Origin of the sequence: Imperialibacter sp. (assembly GCF_040222385.1) — a bacterium.
GTDB lineage: Bacteria > Bacteroidota > Bacteroidia > Cytophagales > Cyclobacteriaceae > Imperialibacter.
On record NZ_JAVKDF010000023.1, the window covers coordinates 231589 to 248275 of the forward strand.

At 47.3% G+C, this 16687-nt stretch carries 14 protein-coding genes; 5 read left to right on the plus strand and 9 right to left on the minus strand.

The features are described from left to right. Position 1: 1 nt before the first annotated feature. The gene (locus RIG68_RS11325; protein ID WP_350122161.1) at positions 2-553 is read left to right on the plus strand and encodes a YceI family protein; all 552 of its coding nucleotides are present in this window, start codon (positions 2-4) and stop codon (positions 551-553) included. A gap of 73 nt (positions 554-626) precedes the next feature. Here RIG68_RS11325 and RIG68_RS11330 read toward each other — a convergent pair whose 3' ends face one another. From RIG68_RS11330 to RIG68_RS11350, 5 genes are all read right to left on the minus strand, one after another. Beyond that, positions 627-1082 (minus strand): QcrA and Rieske domain-containing protein, encoded by a 456-nt coding sequence (locus tag RIG68_RS11330; protein WP_350122163.1) that lies wholly within the window; start codon positions 1080-1082, stop codon positions 627-629. Between the two features lie 86 nt (positions 1083-1168). After that, a complete protein-coding gene (locus tag RIG68_RS11335; protein WP_350122165.1) occupies positions 1169-2491 on the minus strand; it encodes a hypothetical protein in 1323 nt (440 codons plus the stop codon). After that, positions 2481-3044 (minus strand): RNA polymerase sigma factor, encoded by a 564-nt coding sequence (locus tag RIG68_RS11340; RefSeq protein WP_350122167.1) that lies wholly within the window; start codon positions 3042-3044, stop codon positions 2481-2483. Before RIG68_RS11340 ends, RIG68_RS11335 begins: the two co-directional genes overlap by 11 nt. A 171-nt stretch (positions 3045-3215) precedes the next feature. Further along, positions 3216-3956 (minus strand): acyl-[acyl-carrier-protein] thioesterase, encoded by a 741-nt coding sequence (locus RIG68_RS11345; protein ID WP_350122169.1) that lies wholly within the window; start codon positions 3954-3956, stop codon positions 3216-3218. Positions 3957-3980: 24 nt separating this feature from the next. Continuing rightward, complete coding sequence (locus RIG68_RS11350; RefSeq protein WP_350122171.1) at positions 3981-5501, minus strand: M20/M25/M40 family metallo-hydrolase; 1521 nt, start codon at positions 5499-5501, stop codon at positions 3981-3983. Between the two features lie 52 nt (positions 5502-5553). Between RIG68_RS11350 and RIG68_RS11355 the strand changes: the two genes are divergently transcribed. Further along, positions 5554-6054: a metallophosphoesterase family protein gene (locus RIG68_RS11355; RefSeq protein WP_350122173.1), complete on the plus strand. Its 501-nt coding sequence runs from the start codon at positions 5554-5556 to the stop codon at positions 6052-6054. Here the strand turns inward: RIG68_RS11355 and RIG68_RS11360 are convergent. The 3 genes from RIG68_RS11360 to RIG68_RS11370 form a co-directional block, all read right to left on the minus strand. Beyond that, the gene (locus RIG68_RS11360; protein ID WP_350122175.1) at positions 6051-7901 is read right to left on the minus strand and encodes a glycyl radical enzyme family protein; all 1851 of its coding nucleotides are present in this window, start codon (positions 7899-7901) and stop codon (positions 6051-6053) included. The genes RIG68_RS11355 and RIG68_RS11360 overlap by 4 nt on opposite strands. 373 nt (positions 7902-8274) lie before the next feature. Continuing rightward, positions 8275-8721, minus strand: a complete 447-nt coding sequence (locus RIG68_RS11365) for an RrF2 family transcriptional regulator (RefSeq protein WP_350122177.1) — start codon at positions 8719-8721, stop codon at positions 8275-8277. 52 nt (positions 8722-8773) lie between these two features. After that, positions 8774-10606: a hypothetical protein gene (locus tag RIG68_RS11370; protein ID WP_350122179.1), complete on the minus strand. Its 1833-nt coding sequence runs from the start codon at positions 10604-10606 to the stop codon at positions 8774-8776. 184 nt (positions 10607-10790) lie between these two features. Here RIG68_RS11370 and RIG68_RS11375 point away from each other — a divergent pair, with 184 nt between their 5' ends. Next, the gene (locus RIG68_RS11375) at positions 10791-12734 is read left to right on the plus strand and encodes a pyridoxal phosphate-dependent decarboxylase family protein (RefSeq protein WP_350122181.1); all 1944 of its coding nucleotides are present in this window, start codon (positions 10791-10793) and stop codon (positions 12732-12734) included. 94 nt (positions 12735-12828) lie between these two features. Here RIG68_RS11375 and RIG68_RS11380 read toward each other — a convergent pair whose 3' ends face one another. Continuing rightward, the gene (locus RIG68_RS11380; RefSeq protein ID WP_350122183.1) at positions 12829-13230 is read right to left on the minus strand and encodes a hypothetical protein; all 402 of its coding nucleotides are present in this window, start codon (positions 13228-13230) and stop codon (positions 12829-12831) included. A gap of 78 nt (positions 13231-13308) precedes the next feature. Between RIG68_RS11380 and hisS the strand changes: the two genes are divergently transcribed. After that, complete coding sequence (hisS, locus tag RIG68_RS11385; protein ID WP_350122185.1) at positions 13309-14685, plus strand: histidine--tRNA ligase; 1377 nt, start codon at positions 13309-13311, stop codon at positions 14683-14685. An 86-nt stretch (positions 14686-14771) separates the two neighbouring features. After that, entirely contained in the window at positions 14772-16679 is a 1908-nt protein-coding gene (locus RIG68_RS11390) for a T9SS type B sorting domain-containing protein (protein WP_350122187.1), read from the plus strand. Positions 16680-16687 lie beyond the last annotated feature (8 nt).

Below are 16687 nucleotides of genomic sequence, written 5' to 3' on the forward strand. Positions count from 1 at the left end.
TATGAAGAAGGTAATTTATAGCTGCCTGGCACTGGCTTTAATGGCAGTGCCGGCGGCGCAGGCGCAGATTTACACCATGAAGGATGCCACAATAGGCTTCTTTTCTGATGCAGTACTGGAAGACATTGCTGCCACTAACGCAGCCAGCCAGGGGGTGGTTAATTTTCAAGAGAAGTCTTTCTCGTTTAGAATTCCTATCAAGAGCTTCAAGTTTGAAAGGGAGCTGATGCAGGAGCACTTCAATGAAAATTATATGGAGAGTGAGAAATATCCTTACGGCACATTTAAGGGTAGCATTGAAGGGGCATTTGACATCGCAAAAGATGGCGACTACAGCGTGTCGGCTGTAGGAACACTGAATATCCATGGAGTAGACTCGCAGCGAACAATTCCGACAACTATACACGTTAGCAAGGGAAATATTGCTATCGACAGCAAATTCATGGTAAAACTGGCTGATCACAAAATTGAAATCCCAACGATTGTTTTTCAGAAGATAGCCGAGGAAGTTGAGGTTAGTGTCAGCTCGGCGCTGGTGGTTTACAAAAAATAGGTGGCGTGTGCCACAATAAGGGTAATTGAAGTTTAAAAAAGAGCCCTCCAAAACTGGAGGGCCTTTCAACCACTTAACCAAAAACTCTAAGACTATTCTTATCCAGCTGGGTTGTGTACCTCGTTAGTCCTCTTGATCCAGCCGAATTGGTGCCTTTGCCAGAAATGCTATAAGTAGCGCCGTGAGCATTGCAATAGAAATCATTTTTTGAAGCTCTATACGCTACTTGTTTTCGCCCTTCATGGCTGCACACCTGCGTCACAGCCACATAGTCGCCACTATTTGTTCTGGCAATCACTACGCTGTTTTTGATCAGCCACCCACCGTTTGTTAACAATGCTTTATTTTCAGAGGCTTCCAGATCGATGGTGAAGTCCACACCTCCATCACCCGGAGCAGGCATATCTGCGTTCATGCAGGAGGTCAGGCCTCCGATGCACCAGGTGGCCATGATAGCGCCCACACTTATGCCCAGCGATTTCACGAATTCTCCCCTGGTCATCTCCAGGCCAACTTCTTTTATTTTCATACAACTTTGTCTGAGTTTAAACGCCTTTTTTCAGGACTCATGTTGTCAACCCATTCGAAAGAATCTGAAAAATGGTTGGGTGAAAACTACCAACGACTGAACCTCAAGGCGCCTTTTATTCCAACCATTTCTGCTTTTTGGAAGCCGCCGGACACTCGCCCGATTTGATGTTTGTAGTACGCACCTAGCTGCCACCTAAGTGGCAAAGCTTTTATTTGCTTGCTAATGCCCAACTCTCCAGTGAAGCCTGTGTAAAATGAACCTATGCCTTTATTGGAGAACTCCCTTTCGGCCAATTCATAGTGATCTTCCTCTTCTTCGTGATCTTCCAGCCGCCTGATGTAGAAAGTTTGTTTTTCGGACAACCTGAAGTTTTGAACCAGACCAATGGACGCAAACCAACTTTTTCTATCAGTCACCGGAAACCTTAGCCTAACCAAAAGAGGTACTTCAAGGGTCTGTAAATGAAGGGCCAGCTTATCGATACGGTTCGTCGGAGGTACGCCAGCCGCAGACTGCCAGGCTTTTGCTCCGGCATCAATATTTCTTGTTGATGCCAGGGTTTGATCCAACGAAATGCCTGACTCAACCCCCCACAACGGATGAATCAATGCACCAACAACAATACCATTCTGGATGCCAACTCCCTGATAGCCGGTACCTAAATTGGCCATTCCAAGTCCACCGGTCAGGCCAAATGCCCAGCCTATCTTGTTACCCATTTTGCTTTTCTCAAGGGCCAGCACGGTTTGCAGAGGTAAATGTGCTTCCATGGGTTTCACGTTGCCGGGAATTATTTCATTTGCTTCGCCCCACACTTTCACAAAAGCCAGGTGGATAGTAACTGGCCGAAGGCCTGAAATTGCGTTGAGGCGGTAGGATGGAGATTTTCGAATGGGTTTGTAAGATGTTTCTCTTGCGTCATCTGCTGCGTACTTGCGGGGTGCTGTTGAGGCATCATCACGCTGGTTTCCAGCCAGTTCTGGCTTTCTGGTACTGGTGCGAGGCATGGAGGTGCTGGCAGCTGACGATGGAGTTTCTTGTTGCTCGTTTAACCGTTCTGAAGCATCGGCGTCGGTTGAGTTGCCGGCAATGGTTGTAGCTTTTCCTTCGGAAGCTTTGTGTACTTCATCGCTCTTTTTATCGATTGTGGTCGTGGCAGGCTGCCTTTTTTCAAGGGTGGTTATTCTGTCCTGCAAAAGGTCAACGTTCCATAGCAGCCATACCACAGTGCCGGTAAGCAATACGTTCGCAACAGCAGAAAGCTTCAGCCATCGCTGTATTCCGGAAATGCCGACCGTTTGGCCGTATTTGCCCTGAAACCTCTGCCAACCGAGGTTGGAAGGGGTAGTGTCGTCATACTCCTCAAGAACGGATTTTATCTGTTTATCAAAGCTGTTATCCTCCATATCGGGTGCTGTTCAAATGAAACATTTCTATTAACAGATTTTTTAATTTACCTCTCGCTGCCGCCAGGTTCGATTTAGAAGTTCCTTCACTTACCTGTAGCATTTCGGCAATTTCATGATGCTTGTAGCCTTCAACTGCGTAGAGAACAAAGACCAGCCTGTAAGCCGGTGTAAGCCGCTGAACGCACTGCATTATTTCCTCTGCGCTGAATTTTTCAAAGACGTCGGGATCCACTGCCTGGTCCTTATAAAGCAAGTCGTGGGTTTGATAATGTTTTTTGTTTTTTCGGTAATGGTCAATGGCTGTGTTGATCACGATCCGACGAAACCATTTTTTGAACCCCTGCGCCTGATCGTAGTAGGCAAGGCTATTGAAAGTCTTCAAAAAAGCATCATTGACAATCTCGATCGCCTCATCTCGGCCTTGACTGTACCTGAGAGCGACGCTCATGGCGTAGTTGAAGTAGTTTTCATAGAGCTCCCGCTGCGCCGGGGGTTGCTGCTTCCGGCACTTTTCAATTAGCTTGGCCTCATCCGCTTCAGGTCGGCTCATAAGTCTACGGTGGTGCTTTGTTGACAGAGGGAGTCCTCAGTTAACCATTTCGCAAGCTAAGGCTAAATAGTTGGGTGGGATATGAAGAAAATCAGTTAGCCAACCCTATTTGGTGCGAATAATAGCCAGAGCAATACACTTACTTCGATCAGATGGGTTTGGGGCGTAAGATTACTGTTCCTCCCACACAGTCATGGCTCTGGCGACCTCTCTGCCACTGTGTTTTTCTTTCAGGCTGTGTAGTATTTCATTGTCCGTTAGCTGCTGAAACTCACTTAATATTTCGTCGTTTAGCACACATTCACTTTTAAACTGGATATCGATTTCCTTCAAGCTCATATGCAGTAGGTAGTCTTGAGGTAGAGAGGCCAGCATCCATTCCAGGTAGTGAACATTGTTGACGTGGTTGTTTTGATCAAGGTGCTGATAGTATACCTGGAACCCGGGCCCACTGACAGCCTCTCCCAGCGACGGCAGTTTGTCAGTTGGGTGCGGGAGGTGATTGTTTTCAATAACGAAGTTGCCACCTGTGATATAGTCAGGCACCGGAATAAGCCGCCTTTTTTCTATATCAATCACTACCCAGGCGGTGCAGCCTTCCGCTACCAGTTCTTGCTTTGCATTCCGAAACCGCATGTCCCGAAAGGTGAAAAACTTTTCGATGCCCGATGGCCATGTTTCCACTTCCACTAACTCGTTTTTTTCTATTGGTTTCAGCACCCTGAGAAACAACCGGTGCAGCACCCAGGTATGCCCTTTCTCCATAAGTGCGGGAACTGACACGCCAAGCACGTCAGCATGCTGCCAGGCTGCCTCCTGAAAAAAATTGATCAGCACGGGAAACTTGGCCTTTCCGTTGGGCCCAATTTCAGCCGCTCTCACTTTGAACTTTTCGAAGTACGGATTGATCATTTTCTTATTCTTTTTATGAGGGCACTAAAGCTTCTCCGTCATAATAGCAGTAAATGTCTTTATCGCATCGATATAGTTGCCCAGCCTGATGTTTTCATTGGGACTATGCTGGTTGTTGTCGGGGTTCACCGTGGGCACCAGCACGGCAGGGATGTCGAGCGTTGTAACAAACGGAGATATCGGAATAGATCCACCGCCTGTTCTTATCATAATGGGCGGTGATCCAAACGCCTTTGTCATGGCTTTCACCAGCCATTGCCCCACTTCTGTGTCATAATCGGTGCGAAAAGCTTTGTAGCTTACTTCGTAGTCAAATGAAACTATTTTCGACTTCGACATTCTTTCTTCTTCTGTCGGCTCACGGTTGTCAATTACGTAGTAGCCCTGGTTTTTGATGTGCTCTTTTATCAGCCCAATCAACCTTTCCGGGTCGCTTTCCATGACCAGCCTCACGTCGATTTCGCCTGTAGCGGTTGGCGGCACAATGGTGCGCACTTCTTTTCCCACCCAGCCAGACGACATCCCCCTGATGTTCAGGGAAGGGTATTGTATCGACTCCTGGTAGTTTGTGCCTACTTTGTCGATGTCAGCAATCCCAATTTTCTTTTTGATAAAAGCTTCATCATCAGGTACACTTGCCATAATGGCCTTCGTTTTCTCGTCGAAAGACACACCATCATAGAATCCGGGAATAATCACACGGCCGTCTGCATCTTTCATGCTAGCCAATAGCTGAGCCATATTTAAGGCTGGGTTAGGAGCGTAATTGCCATAATGTCCGCTGTGCTGTGCTACTCTGGGCCCAAATGTATGAAGGGTTATCGTCGCTATGCCTCTGGCACCAAAGGTCAGCGTAGGCTCGTTGCTTACATGGCGTGGGCCATCAAAAATAATGAGCATGTCTGACTGTAGGTCTTCCTTATAAGTAACTACCGCACCGGGCAGCCTCGGCGAGCCGAGCTCTTCTTCAAAGTCCATGATCACCTTGATGTTGAAGTTAGGTTCCGCTTTCAGCTCTTCCATCACATCAAGTGAGGTGAGGTAGGCCATGGCCGCTCCTTTGGAGTCGCTGGTGGAGCGGGCAAAAATTCGCCATTCCGGATCAAACGAACTGTTGAGGTTGCTCCAATCGATTTCCGTAAAACCACCTTTGCCGTCCGGCTTCTTTAATACGGGAATCCAGGGACTTTTTTGAAACCATTTTGAAGAGTCGACCGGCTGGCCATCCAGCTGAAGATAGATCAGAACTGTTTTTGTGGCCTTTTTCACTTTTCTTTCAGCCAAAAGCAGGGGAACGGTTGACGTCTCCAGCCTTTTGGTCGTAAAGCCCCGCTCAGCAAATGCCTTTTCACACCATTGGACATTCTGCTCAATATTGGCGGGGTAATGAGCGTCGTTGGGAATGCTCAATAGTTCATTCAGTGTGTTGAAGCTCTGCTTGCCATAGCCAAGTGCTAATTCGTCCAACTTTTCCTGAATAATTTTCTGAGCGTTTGTAGTTAAAGAAAATGTGAGTAGTCCAATGACGAGCAGTACTTGTTTCATGATCGTTCCTTTTGTTAGTTGCAGTCAATAATAGTGAATTTGAAGCTAGGGAATGACTAAAATAGGACTGATCTCAGACACGCATGGTTATCTGGACGAAAGAGTGTTTGAGTATTTCGCCGGATGCGATGAAATATGGCATGCTGGCGACATTGGCGACAAGGAAGTCATGAATAAACTGGTGGCCTTCAAACCGGTCGTGGCCGTACATGGGAACATCGACGGCGCTGACCTAAGACACTCTTACCCCGAAGATCAAGTGTTCGAAAGAGAAGGCAAAACGATCTGGATTACGCATATAGGCGGCTATCCTCCCAGGTACAATCGAAGGGTATTGAAGCAGCTGGATACTATCAAACCGTATCTTTTCATTTGTGGCCACTCTCATATTGTAAAAGTGCTTACCGACAAAGCAAGGCTTCCTCTGATCCACATCAACCCGGGTGCAGCAGGCATGCAGGGTTTTCACAAAATGCGCACTATCATGCGGTTTGATCTTACGCCAGAAGGGGTTAAGAACCTTCAGTTGATTGAGCTGGGGAAGAGGGGCTAAACGATGGCACAGGCTCCACCGGCGCATGCTGCCTCCGCTTGCAGGTCGGTTTCATCTTCAGCTTCCACTACCTTTGAAAGGTCGATGCTGCGCAAACTTATCTCCAGCTCATTGAATTCTTCCCTGGTGATATCTTCAAACGGAGGCTGTTGATAGTTCCCGCTGTCAAAAGGAAGCACACTCAGTCCGTTGTACGAAGCTTTGTTCTCCCACATCCATTGCCCGACTTTTTCCCACTCGTCATGTTTGATCGACACAGTCGCTGACACATTGTTGGCGTTGTTGCCGAGGCGGTATCCGTTTCTTACCCACTCGGTATTGAAAGCCCTTATTCTTTCCAGTAAGTCCATAGCGCTCTCGCTTCGGGTAATGCTGCCTTCGGGCGCCTTCTGAGGGATACAAATGATCCCTTGTTTTTCGTTGAGCAGATCGTCCTCCAGCAATTCAGGGTGATTGTCCTTCAAGTATTGGTACAATGCTTCATTCTTGCCTATTCTTACCCTTCTCAGGTAGAAATCGTTGTGCCAGGCATGGATGCCGGAAGAGGTGCCCAATACCAGCGAACTGGTGCCGGAGGGTTTTATGGTAGTGCACCTGGCGGCAAAGTTTATCCCTATCTTCGCCGATACCTCCATGTTGACATGCTTCACTTCATCAGCTGCTTCCTTCAAATCCATTTGGAAAACTCTCCCGCTGGCTATTCCCGTCATTCCTACGCCGATAAGGGCATCCTCTTCCGTCGTTTTAATCCATTCTTCCCTCAGGTAATGGAAGTCGGTAAACCCTGCCTGAAGTGTGCCCAGAAAACCAGCCGCTCTGGCCCTGGCATTCAAGTCTTCCTGCGTTTCTACATCCGAAACGTTAATTTCGCAGAGGTTGCAGAACTGAAAGGGCCGCAAAGCAATTTCGCAGCAAGGGTTGGTTCCCCACCCAGGGTGATTGGTAAAATAGAAACCAGGTTCACCAGACCCCGATAGCTCTATTTTCTTCCAAAGCTTGATAAAAGACTCTTTGGTAGTGCTGTCTCTGGTGAGCACCACGGAGTTGTTGGCTCGGCCTCTTTGCTCATTAAGCTCCCACCAGTTGCCAAACTTACAGCTCAGCATTTCATCATCTTGCGGCGAAAAAAGAGATATCATAGCTGACCTGCGAATACCACCCGAAAGTACAGCATTGGCAATATGGCACATGATGTCGTGGCACTCCAGTGATGACAGTTTTTCACCGTTCTGCTTTCTTTCAAGAACGGAGATAACATGAGCATGGCAAACTCTTAGGGGCTCAGGGCCCGGTGCTTTGCCGCCGGCGGTCACCAGTCTCGCTCCCTTGGGCCGTATGTCCGAGTAATCGAAGTCAGGCAGAGCGCTATGAAACCCAAAATAGGCTTTCATAATCATTTTGATGGAATCGGCCCAGCCCTCCAGGCTGTCGCCCACCAAAAACCTTCTTCGTCGCTCGGGCTTTTGAACAGCAGGCAATTGACTGACGTGGTGCAGCTGAACGGAAAACCCAACGCCAGTTCCGCCCAGCAGTAGAAACATGGTTTCTGAAAATGCTCTTATATCATCTAACGGCAAGTAGGCGCAGTTGTAGATACGGCTGTTATTTTTAACAATAGGAGCCCCGGCAAACTGCATGGCCCGCATCGAGGGAAGTACTTTTTTTTGTAACACAAATGCCATGTTTTCCCGAATCTCCTCTCGCATGTGAGGGTATTTGTCCACCATCATTTCTTCGTAGCGACCGCAGATTTCCGGCCATAGCTCCCTGCGATTGAGCTCCGGAATGTACCGTGCATACTTCATGTGTACGATAATGTCACTAAGAATTTCCTGGTTTAGTTCCATGTCTTTCTTTGTTCTGGGTGGATAATACTGATCAGCTACTGCCCATGCCTGCAAAAGCCGAGATGCTGCGCCATACTGAATTGCACAAAGGCCTTCCAACTGACTAGCCTCTGAGGATTTCGTCTGCTCAACAAATATATTAATAAAAGATTAAAAAGTCTTTTATTAAATTACCTTTTGTTTGAGCTTATTTCGTGGAGATGAAAGGTGAGTTTAGGAACCTGAAAAAGTTAGTCTTTGAGGTCTTGAGCCAGTTCTTTTCAAAAGCGCACCTGGTTCCAATAGATTCGCCTTTGTAAGTAGAAGAGATTGTTTCATGAGAGGGGCAAAATGGTTGCAAATGCTTCGAGGTGCACCGCTGCGCAAATCTTCTCTAGCTGTTAATGCTATGGTTTTTAAGAAACACTTTGCCTTGTTCTATTTTTTTCACAAGATCCTGAACGTGCTGGTTTTGCATGCTTTCCTTCAATTTATCCCGGAAGGCTTTTACGTCGTGATGAATAGGGCAAGGGAATTTGTCTGAGCATTCTTTCAGCCCAAGCACGCAAAGGCTGAATACTTCCTTGCCATCAATTACCTTCACTATGTCCATCAGTGGCACAGGCTTGCCTTCGGGATGAAGATAAAACCCGCCATTCGGGCCTTTATTGGAAGATATGATACCTTCCCTCACCAGCTGTTGTAAGATTTTACCAACAAACGGGTCCGGGGCGTCAATTTCCCTGGCGATTTCTTTGAAGCCCGGTTTCAGCCCTTTAGCGCTTTTGATGGCAATGTACATGACCGCTCTTACGGCATATTCGCAGGCTTTTGAAAACATGCCTGTAAGTTATGTCGCCCCTGAGTCTTCTGCAAGGGGCTCATATGGTGCTTTACACAGCCACAAGAGAATTTGCATGGCTAACGTAGTTTTCGTACAACGACCGAAGTTTGTGTTCTTCTTTTTCAAGCGAGTCTAGAAACCGATATTTCAGTTCTTCGATACCATGGGCGATGTCGACTACAATATGCCGGTAGAAGGCTATGCCTTCCAGCAAGTTGTCATGGAATGTTTTGAGGTATTTGTCCTTTTTACTACCCACCTCGTCGCTATTGAATTCCATTGATTCTTTCAGGTGATCGATATAGAGCTGTAGTTCCCTGATAAACATATGGTGCCTTTGCGGGTTGGAGATCACATTGGACCTGCCATAAATGTGATCGACCATAGCTTGAAGAGACACTATTGCTGAAAAATTGACAATGTTTGGACCCGGGCAAATTGTAACTGCGGCTAAGTTTTTGAATGGCTTGAGTTGGTAATTGTGAACCGCTGAATTGCTCAATCCGATGCACAGACATTCTTTATCGAGCACATTGCTCAATTGCTGCTGGTATTGATCTTCCGGGAGCTTCATCCCCTGCAACTGTTTTATCTTTAATTTCTGGTATTTGTAGGAGGCGGTACAAATTGGCTCTTTGGTAAACTCGGTATTGGAAACGAGGTATTTTTCAGTGCAAGGACTGCCCGGTCGGCCTTTTTTAATTCGATTCAGTTTTTCCTCATCCGAACTGGTTCCTTTCAGGTAATGAAAGCGTACACCGAGAGGCGAGTTTTTACTTAGTTTGAGGTCATCTTGCCCTGCTTTGGCCAGCAACTGCAACGTCTTGTCGTCCACGGTGGTGGCCTCTGGTACAAGTAAAAATGGCGTGCCCCAGCCGGTGCTGTCCATTCCCATAAACCTTCTGAGAAACTGATCTTCCTCATAGGTGCCTATGCCTCCCTGCACCGTGATTTTTATTGGGTGAGCTTCATTATAGGTGCGGAGGTCTTTTTCCTGCAGTGCTCTGTTGTATATTTCAAATAGTTCGGTACGCAATTCTGCTCTTTTGTTTTTGAACTCGTCCAGAATTGGCCCCAGCAGGAGGCCGTCGGTAGCAAAAGCATGTCCTCCGCAGTTAAGCCCCGACTCTATCCTGAACTCGCTAACCCAGAGGCCCTTCTTGGCAAGGTACTTGCCCTGAATCAGGGCCGATCTGTAGTCACTTACCTTAATGACTATTTTCTTTTCAAAATCGCCCCAACCCTTTGCGGCCAATTGATGCAGCTTTTCCATGTAGTTGAACAAGCGGGGGTTCATACCAGCCGACAGCACCACCGAGGAGTTGGTCAGGTTACTGTTTACATAGCCTCTCAGAGCGGCAAGTGCATCTGATCCATCTTCTATTGGGTTGCCAGAGGAGTCGGTGTTCACCTTGTCGACCTTAGTCATTATGTTCACGTCAATGCTCCCTGGCTGTATCTGGGTTTTTAAAAAGTTCTGGAGTTGATTCTTTTCCTCCTGATCCTTTAGTTCATTCATTTGTTGAAATAACTGCCTGGCCTTGTTGCCATCAGGGAGCATTTCAAAGTACTTGTTTATCTCTGACCCCGCCTCAAAAGTTGAGTTGCTGAGGGTTTCCACCTGCTGGCTCACAATTCGGTTCACCAGATTAAGGTAGTCGGTAATACGCCTGGCTCTGTAGTCTTCTTCCTGATCCGTGATAGGGTGATAGGTTTCACCTATTTGTGAGTAGTAGTAACTCCTCATTTTCTCAATCAGATTGTCCTCAATGATGGAAATCACAGAAGATATGCCAAACCTGGCCACCTTTGTCGGGGAATCAATGGTGTAAGCTAATCCCATGACAGGGATATGAAAACTGTGCTGGGGTGAATTGTCCATGGGGAGATAGTATTTGAGTTATTTGGCAATGGTTAGGCAAATGTAGAACAATAAAAGATAAAAAAGTCTTTTATTTAAATTTATTAAGAATGATGGCAAAAGTGTTGATGGAACCTGACTAAAGTCATAGGGTAGGGCAGGGTGTATTTCTAGCTTTAGATAGTAAAAAAGAAAAGCATAAGTTATGTGGAAGGGAGATGAAGAACTACCAATGGGCGCCTGGTTCCTGGGGCCAAAGTCAGAGCAGGCAGGCGTCTGGCAAGAAGTAATCAATTACATTTTTCAGGACTACACCCACTGGCGGAAAAACTATTTTCCGGAGGATCCACTGATTTTGGGCAGGGCCCAGCGACGCTCGCACGACTTGTGGTTTGATAAACTAAGTAACGAGCTCGATTTTGCTCTTAATCAGCTGAAGGCTGACTATCCCTTTTACTCGCCCCGCTACCTGGCGCATATGATATCGGAAACAAGCATGCCAGGCGTCATGGGCTATTTTGCGGGCATGCTGTACAATCCCAACAATGTTTCGGATGAGGGGGCGCCCGTCACAGTGAGGCTGGAAATAGAGGCGGGTAAAATGATTGCTGGTATGCTCGGCTACGACACCGACAAAAGCTGGTCGCACATTACCTCTGGTGGCACCATTGCTAATATGGAAGCACTTTGGATGGCCAGGCAAACGCAGTGGATTCCCGTGATGGTGGCCGGGCTTTGCCGGGAGCAATCCATCGCCTTCCAGGTGCACTTGCCTGACGGGACTCGCAAAGATATCAGGGATGTGCCAGTCGCCAACTTGCTCAACCTTACACTCAACGAACGATTGAGCATTCCAGAGCGGCTGGCAACTCAGCGCAAGGCGGATGATGCTTATCGGTGGTTGGAGGAATCTTTTCAATCCAGCAAATTCAACATAGGCAAAAAAGGGGTTGGTCTTTACAGGGACATTGGGCTGGAGCCAGTCATCTTTGTGTCGGAAGCGGCACATTATAGTATCAAAAAAATTACCAACCTGCTCGGCTTTGGCGAAGATCAAGTGATATCAATACCTGTCGACACCCATTTCAGGATTTCAATCCAAGCACTTGAAGAAGCGATACTTGGGCTGAGTGCTTCACAAACTATCGTAGCGGTGGTCGGTATCTTGGGTACCACCGAGGAAGGCGCCGTTGATCCGTTGGTTGATATCGAAAGAATAAGGAAAAAATATGAACAGGAGCAATGTAAGTCCTTCTGGCTTCATGCCGACGCAGCCTGGGGCGGTTATTTGCGGACGCTCTATGTGGACGACCCCGAACAATCAGCTGCTGCTTCCAAGGATGCGTTCGACAATAAAGGCATAGAATTCATACATCTGGCCGACTCTGTAACGATCGATCCTCACAAGCTAGGCTATATCCAATATCCTTCCGGCGTCATCAATTTTAAAGACAAGCGGAGTATGCTGTATGCCAGGCAAAAGGCACCTTATATTCACGACGACCAGGCGGATGTGAATTATTTTGACACCAAAATACTTGATGAAGCCATTGGCCCATATATCATTGAAGGGTCGAAGCCGGGGGCTGCTGCGCTGGCAACCTGGTTGACACACAAAACCATCCCTCTTCACAGAAACGGTCATGGGAAAATCATCAGGCAGTCATTGGCTGGTGCGCAGAGGCTGTATCATCTAATTGATGACGCTGTATTTCAGGATTCCCGGTTGACGATCCGTCCGTTGACCCAACCCGATACCAATGTTGTCTGTTACCTGGTGCTGCTGGAGCGGGCGTCGTTGACGGAAAATAACACGATCAATAGAAGGATTTACGAAGCCCTTTCGTTGAGAACGGCCGACAAGCACCATCTTATGCCTTACGATCATGCTTTTTTTGTTTCGAGAACTCAGCTCAGGCTTGAGCAGTATTCCTGGCAGTCAATCGGGGATGTTCTGACTGGTTTTGGTTTCACAAAGGAAGAATACTCTCAAGAGGGGCTTTTCATCTTACGTTCTGTGGTCATGAACCCCTGGCTCGAACAGTCCAAAGAAATTGGAGCCGACTACTTAAGCGACTTCGTGAAATTTCTCATGAATAAGGCGACTAAAATAGCTGAATCACTTATTGCGGGCCCACCGGCAGTGTAGCGATTTATATATAAAAGAGTAGCGTTAGGCTTACTAAATACAAAAAGCCCCGCTTTTGCAAGCAGGGCTTTTTTCATATACTTAACCGAGTGATTTACTCAGCGTCCTTGTCTTTTTTCGCAGCCTTTGCTTTTGGAGCAGCTTCCTTCTTAGGAGCGGCAGCTTTCTTTGCAGCAGGCTTTTTCGCTTCTTTTGCAGGTGCTTCAGCTACTGGTGCTTCTGTGGCAGGTGCGGTAGCTTCAACTGCAGGAGCCTCAGCTTTTGGTGCAGGTGTTTCTTTTTTAGCTGCTGGCTTAGGAGCAGAGAACTGCTTCTTCAACTCTTCTAAGTCAACATTTTTTATAACGGGCGTTGCAGTCAAATGCTTGATAGAAAACTGCCTTGAAGCTGATACGTTTCTATTTTTACGACCCTTGCGTTTTAATCTTGTAACTCCCATGAGGTTCAATATTTTTCGAAATGGAGCGCAAATATAGTGGTTTACTTTCAAAATCATAACTCCCGCCGCTATAAATCGCTAAGCTTTAGGGTAATTCCATCGACTAATTCGTAGTTTTGCCGCAAAAGAGGAGTAATGGCTGCACAAAAACCAGGTTTAGCGAGAGGAACGAGGGATTTTGGACCGGTTCAAATGTCGAGGAGGAATTACCTTTTCGGCATCATTAGAACAGTCTTTGAGAAATTTGGCTTCCAGCCTTTGGAAACACCTGCTATTGAAAGTTTGTCTACCCTTACAGGTATTTATGGAGAAGAAGGCGATAAGTTGCTTTATAAAATTAGAAGCAATAAAAGCTTAAGGGATCAACTTGACGACGAGAAACTTTCACTTCTCGACAAAGCATACAAGTACTGGTTGCCTGCTCAATCAGAATTAGGCCTTCGCTACGATCTCACAGTGCCTTTTGCCCGCTATGTAGTGATGAGCCAACATCTCCACACTTTTCCATTTAAACGCTACCAAATTCAGCCGGTGTGGCGGGCCGATCGCCCGCAGAAAGGCCGCTACAGGGAGTTCTTCCAGTGCGATGCCGACGTGGTGGGCACCAACAGCCTCCTGTGCGAAGCGGAAATTGTGCTGATGATCAAAGAGGTGTTTGAAAAGCTTGGCCTGGCCGACTATTCCATTAAGCTCAACAGCCGGAAAATACTAAGCGGCATCGCCGAACTCATGGGTGCTCCGGGAAAGGAGGGCCCGCTTTGCGTAGCCATCGATAAGCTGGATAAAATAGGGGAAGAGAAGGTATTTGAAGAGCTGAAAGAAAGAGGATTTGGCAACGATGCAGCCGAAAAACTAAAGCCATTTTTGCAACTCAGCGGAAGCAACGCTACCATCATTGCGGGCCTTGAAAAGCTATTGGCTGGCAGTGAGGTGGGTATGCAGGGTCTTGCAGAGCTGAAAGAGGTAATGATTATGGTGGAAGGCTTTGGGATAAAGGTGGATCAACTTGCCATCGACCCAACACTGGCCAGAGGGCTTAGCTACTACACAGGTTGCATTTTTGAAGTGAAGCCAACTTCTGTGCAAATGGGAAGCATTTGTGGCGGCGGCCGCTACGACGACCTGACGGGGATGTTCGGTTTGCCCAATGTTTCTGGTGTCGGCATCTCTTTCGGTATCGACCGTATTTACGATGTGCTCGATGAGCTGAATCTGTTTCCTGCCGAATCGGTGCGCACGTCAAAAGTACTGATCGCCAATTTTGATGAAGCCTCGGCGATGAAGGCGCTGGCGGTTCTCGGTAAGTTAAGAGAGCGTGGCATTGCCGCCGAACTTTACCCCGAGTCGGCTAAGCTGAAAAAGCAGTTTACTTATGCCGAAAGCAAGGGCATTCCTTACCTGCTTATGGCCGGTGAGTCGGAGTTCGCCTCGGGTGAATTTGGGCTTAAAAACCTTCAGTCGGGAGAGCAAAAAACATTCACAATAGATCAAATCATTAGCGAGCTAAGGTAAGGGAAGCAATTTCGTTGTTTTATATTGCGTTGTTTAACTACCCGAAAGGCCTGCGTAACTATACCAGGCAGGTTAATTACTTGGCTTTGATTCAGAGAAAACGGTTTATTCGGCTTGCGATATGTTGGGGGGTGTTGGCACTTTCGGTAGCCGCACATGCTCAAAAGACCAGTAAAATCGGCCGCTTTTCTGTTGACAAACCCATAGGTTGCGCTCCGCTTACAATCAATATATCGGAGTTGGATAACTTCGGAAATATCTCCAGGCAGTATTTGTATGAAGACGGCGCTCCGGTAACCAACAGCGCCACCCATACTTTCAATACACCCGGTACTTTCAACATTGTTCAGGTGATTGGGTTGGATATCAACCCCAAGACGGACACACTGGAGATAACAGTAAATTCCCCGGAACCACCGCAGGTAACGGTCGCCAACTGCCGCAATTTTTCAGCCAGTGTGAAGGTGCCTGCGAGCCCCTACGATTTTTACCGGGTTTACTACACTGCCGTCGACTCAGTGGATGTGCTGGCTGGTAACTACGCCGTTCCTCATGACTATGGAGTGGCCGGCAGCTTTCCCGTGAGAGTAAAGGGCTTCTACAGCGGCGGCAATGATGGATGTGGTGAAACCAACGTAATGATCAACACCAGAAGGGAGCTTACCGACCCGATCTTGAATAGCATCGAAACTTTTCAGGACAGCACCATGCTGATCAGTGCCACGCTCAACTCAGGTATTAGCTACGTATTGCAGGTGTCGGAAAACAATGGCAGCACTTTTAATGAGATTCAGTTAGTCTTTCAGGGGAATCAAATTTTGTTGGATCAGCTGCTACCGATGACAAACGACTATTGTTTTCGCCTGGCAGCCTACGATCCCTGCAACAATGAGTACTACTACTCCAATACACTTTGTCAGGTAAGCCTTGCTGCCAGCTTTGAGCAGTATCGGAACCTGTTGAACTGGGTTCCTCCCGGCCCGGCAGCTCAGTCTTTTGAAATCTACCGCAACGATACCATATATTATCAGTCTGCTAATGCCCAGGCAACGCAGTATCCGGACTCCACCCTCATTTGCAACACCGACTACTGTTACCAGGTAAGGGTCAACTACCCGGTAGGGTTTGCGCTGAGCCAGGTGGTGTGTGGAACCTCCTTCGAAAAGCAAAACTTAGCACCCATCACAGGTGTCTATTCCACTTATCAGGGCGACGATCTTTTTTTTAGTTGGGAGAGTGCTGAGCAAGCCAATGCCAATACTACCTATCAGGCAGTTTATGCTTTTGATGGGAGCAATTTTAGCACAGGAGCTACCTTCAAAGGCGACATTAATGAGCAACTGGTTAGCAATCCACAGTTTTTAAAGAACAGCTATTCTTATACTATTCGTTATAGCGACGAATGCAATAACCTTTCCCCTCCGGGCACGATTACCCGGCCTGTATTTCTCAATAGCGATCAACAGCAAACGAATACCTTCCACTTGACCTGGAATCGATACCTGCCACTTACCGACGGTGTGCGGCAATATTATGTCGATCTATGGGATATCAATATGGTGCTGTTGACCACTTTTGATGTGTGGGATCCGACCTTTTACGAGTTGCGGCTTAGTTCGGAATACAGCAATGCTGCCTATGTAACCGTTCGTGCAGCAGGATTAGGAGTTGATGCCGACTTTGTCACAACCAGCAATCGGCGGGCCATTGCTTTTCACAGCGATCTTTATCTGCCCTCAGCCTTCACCCCTAATGGAGACGGCCTGAATGAGGAGTTTGGTGTGAAAGGACCCGAGGTGACTAATTTTAGCTTTAGAATTTACAATCGATGGGGAGAGCTGGTGTTTTACACAACTGAGCAACCCAAAGGGTGGAATGGCGTATTCAAAGGAGCCCGGGCACCGCAGGGAACATACAGGTATTATGTGGAAGGAACGGATGCCGGAGGCAGAGTGATCAAAAAAAGCGGTAATTTTGTTCTGCTAAAAAACTAAACGAAGAG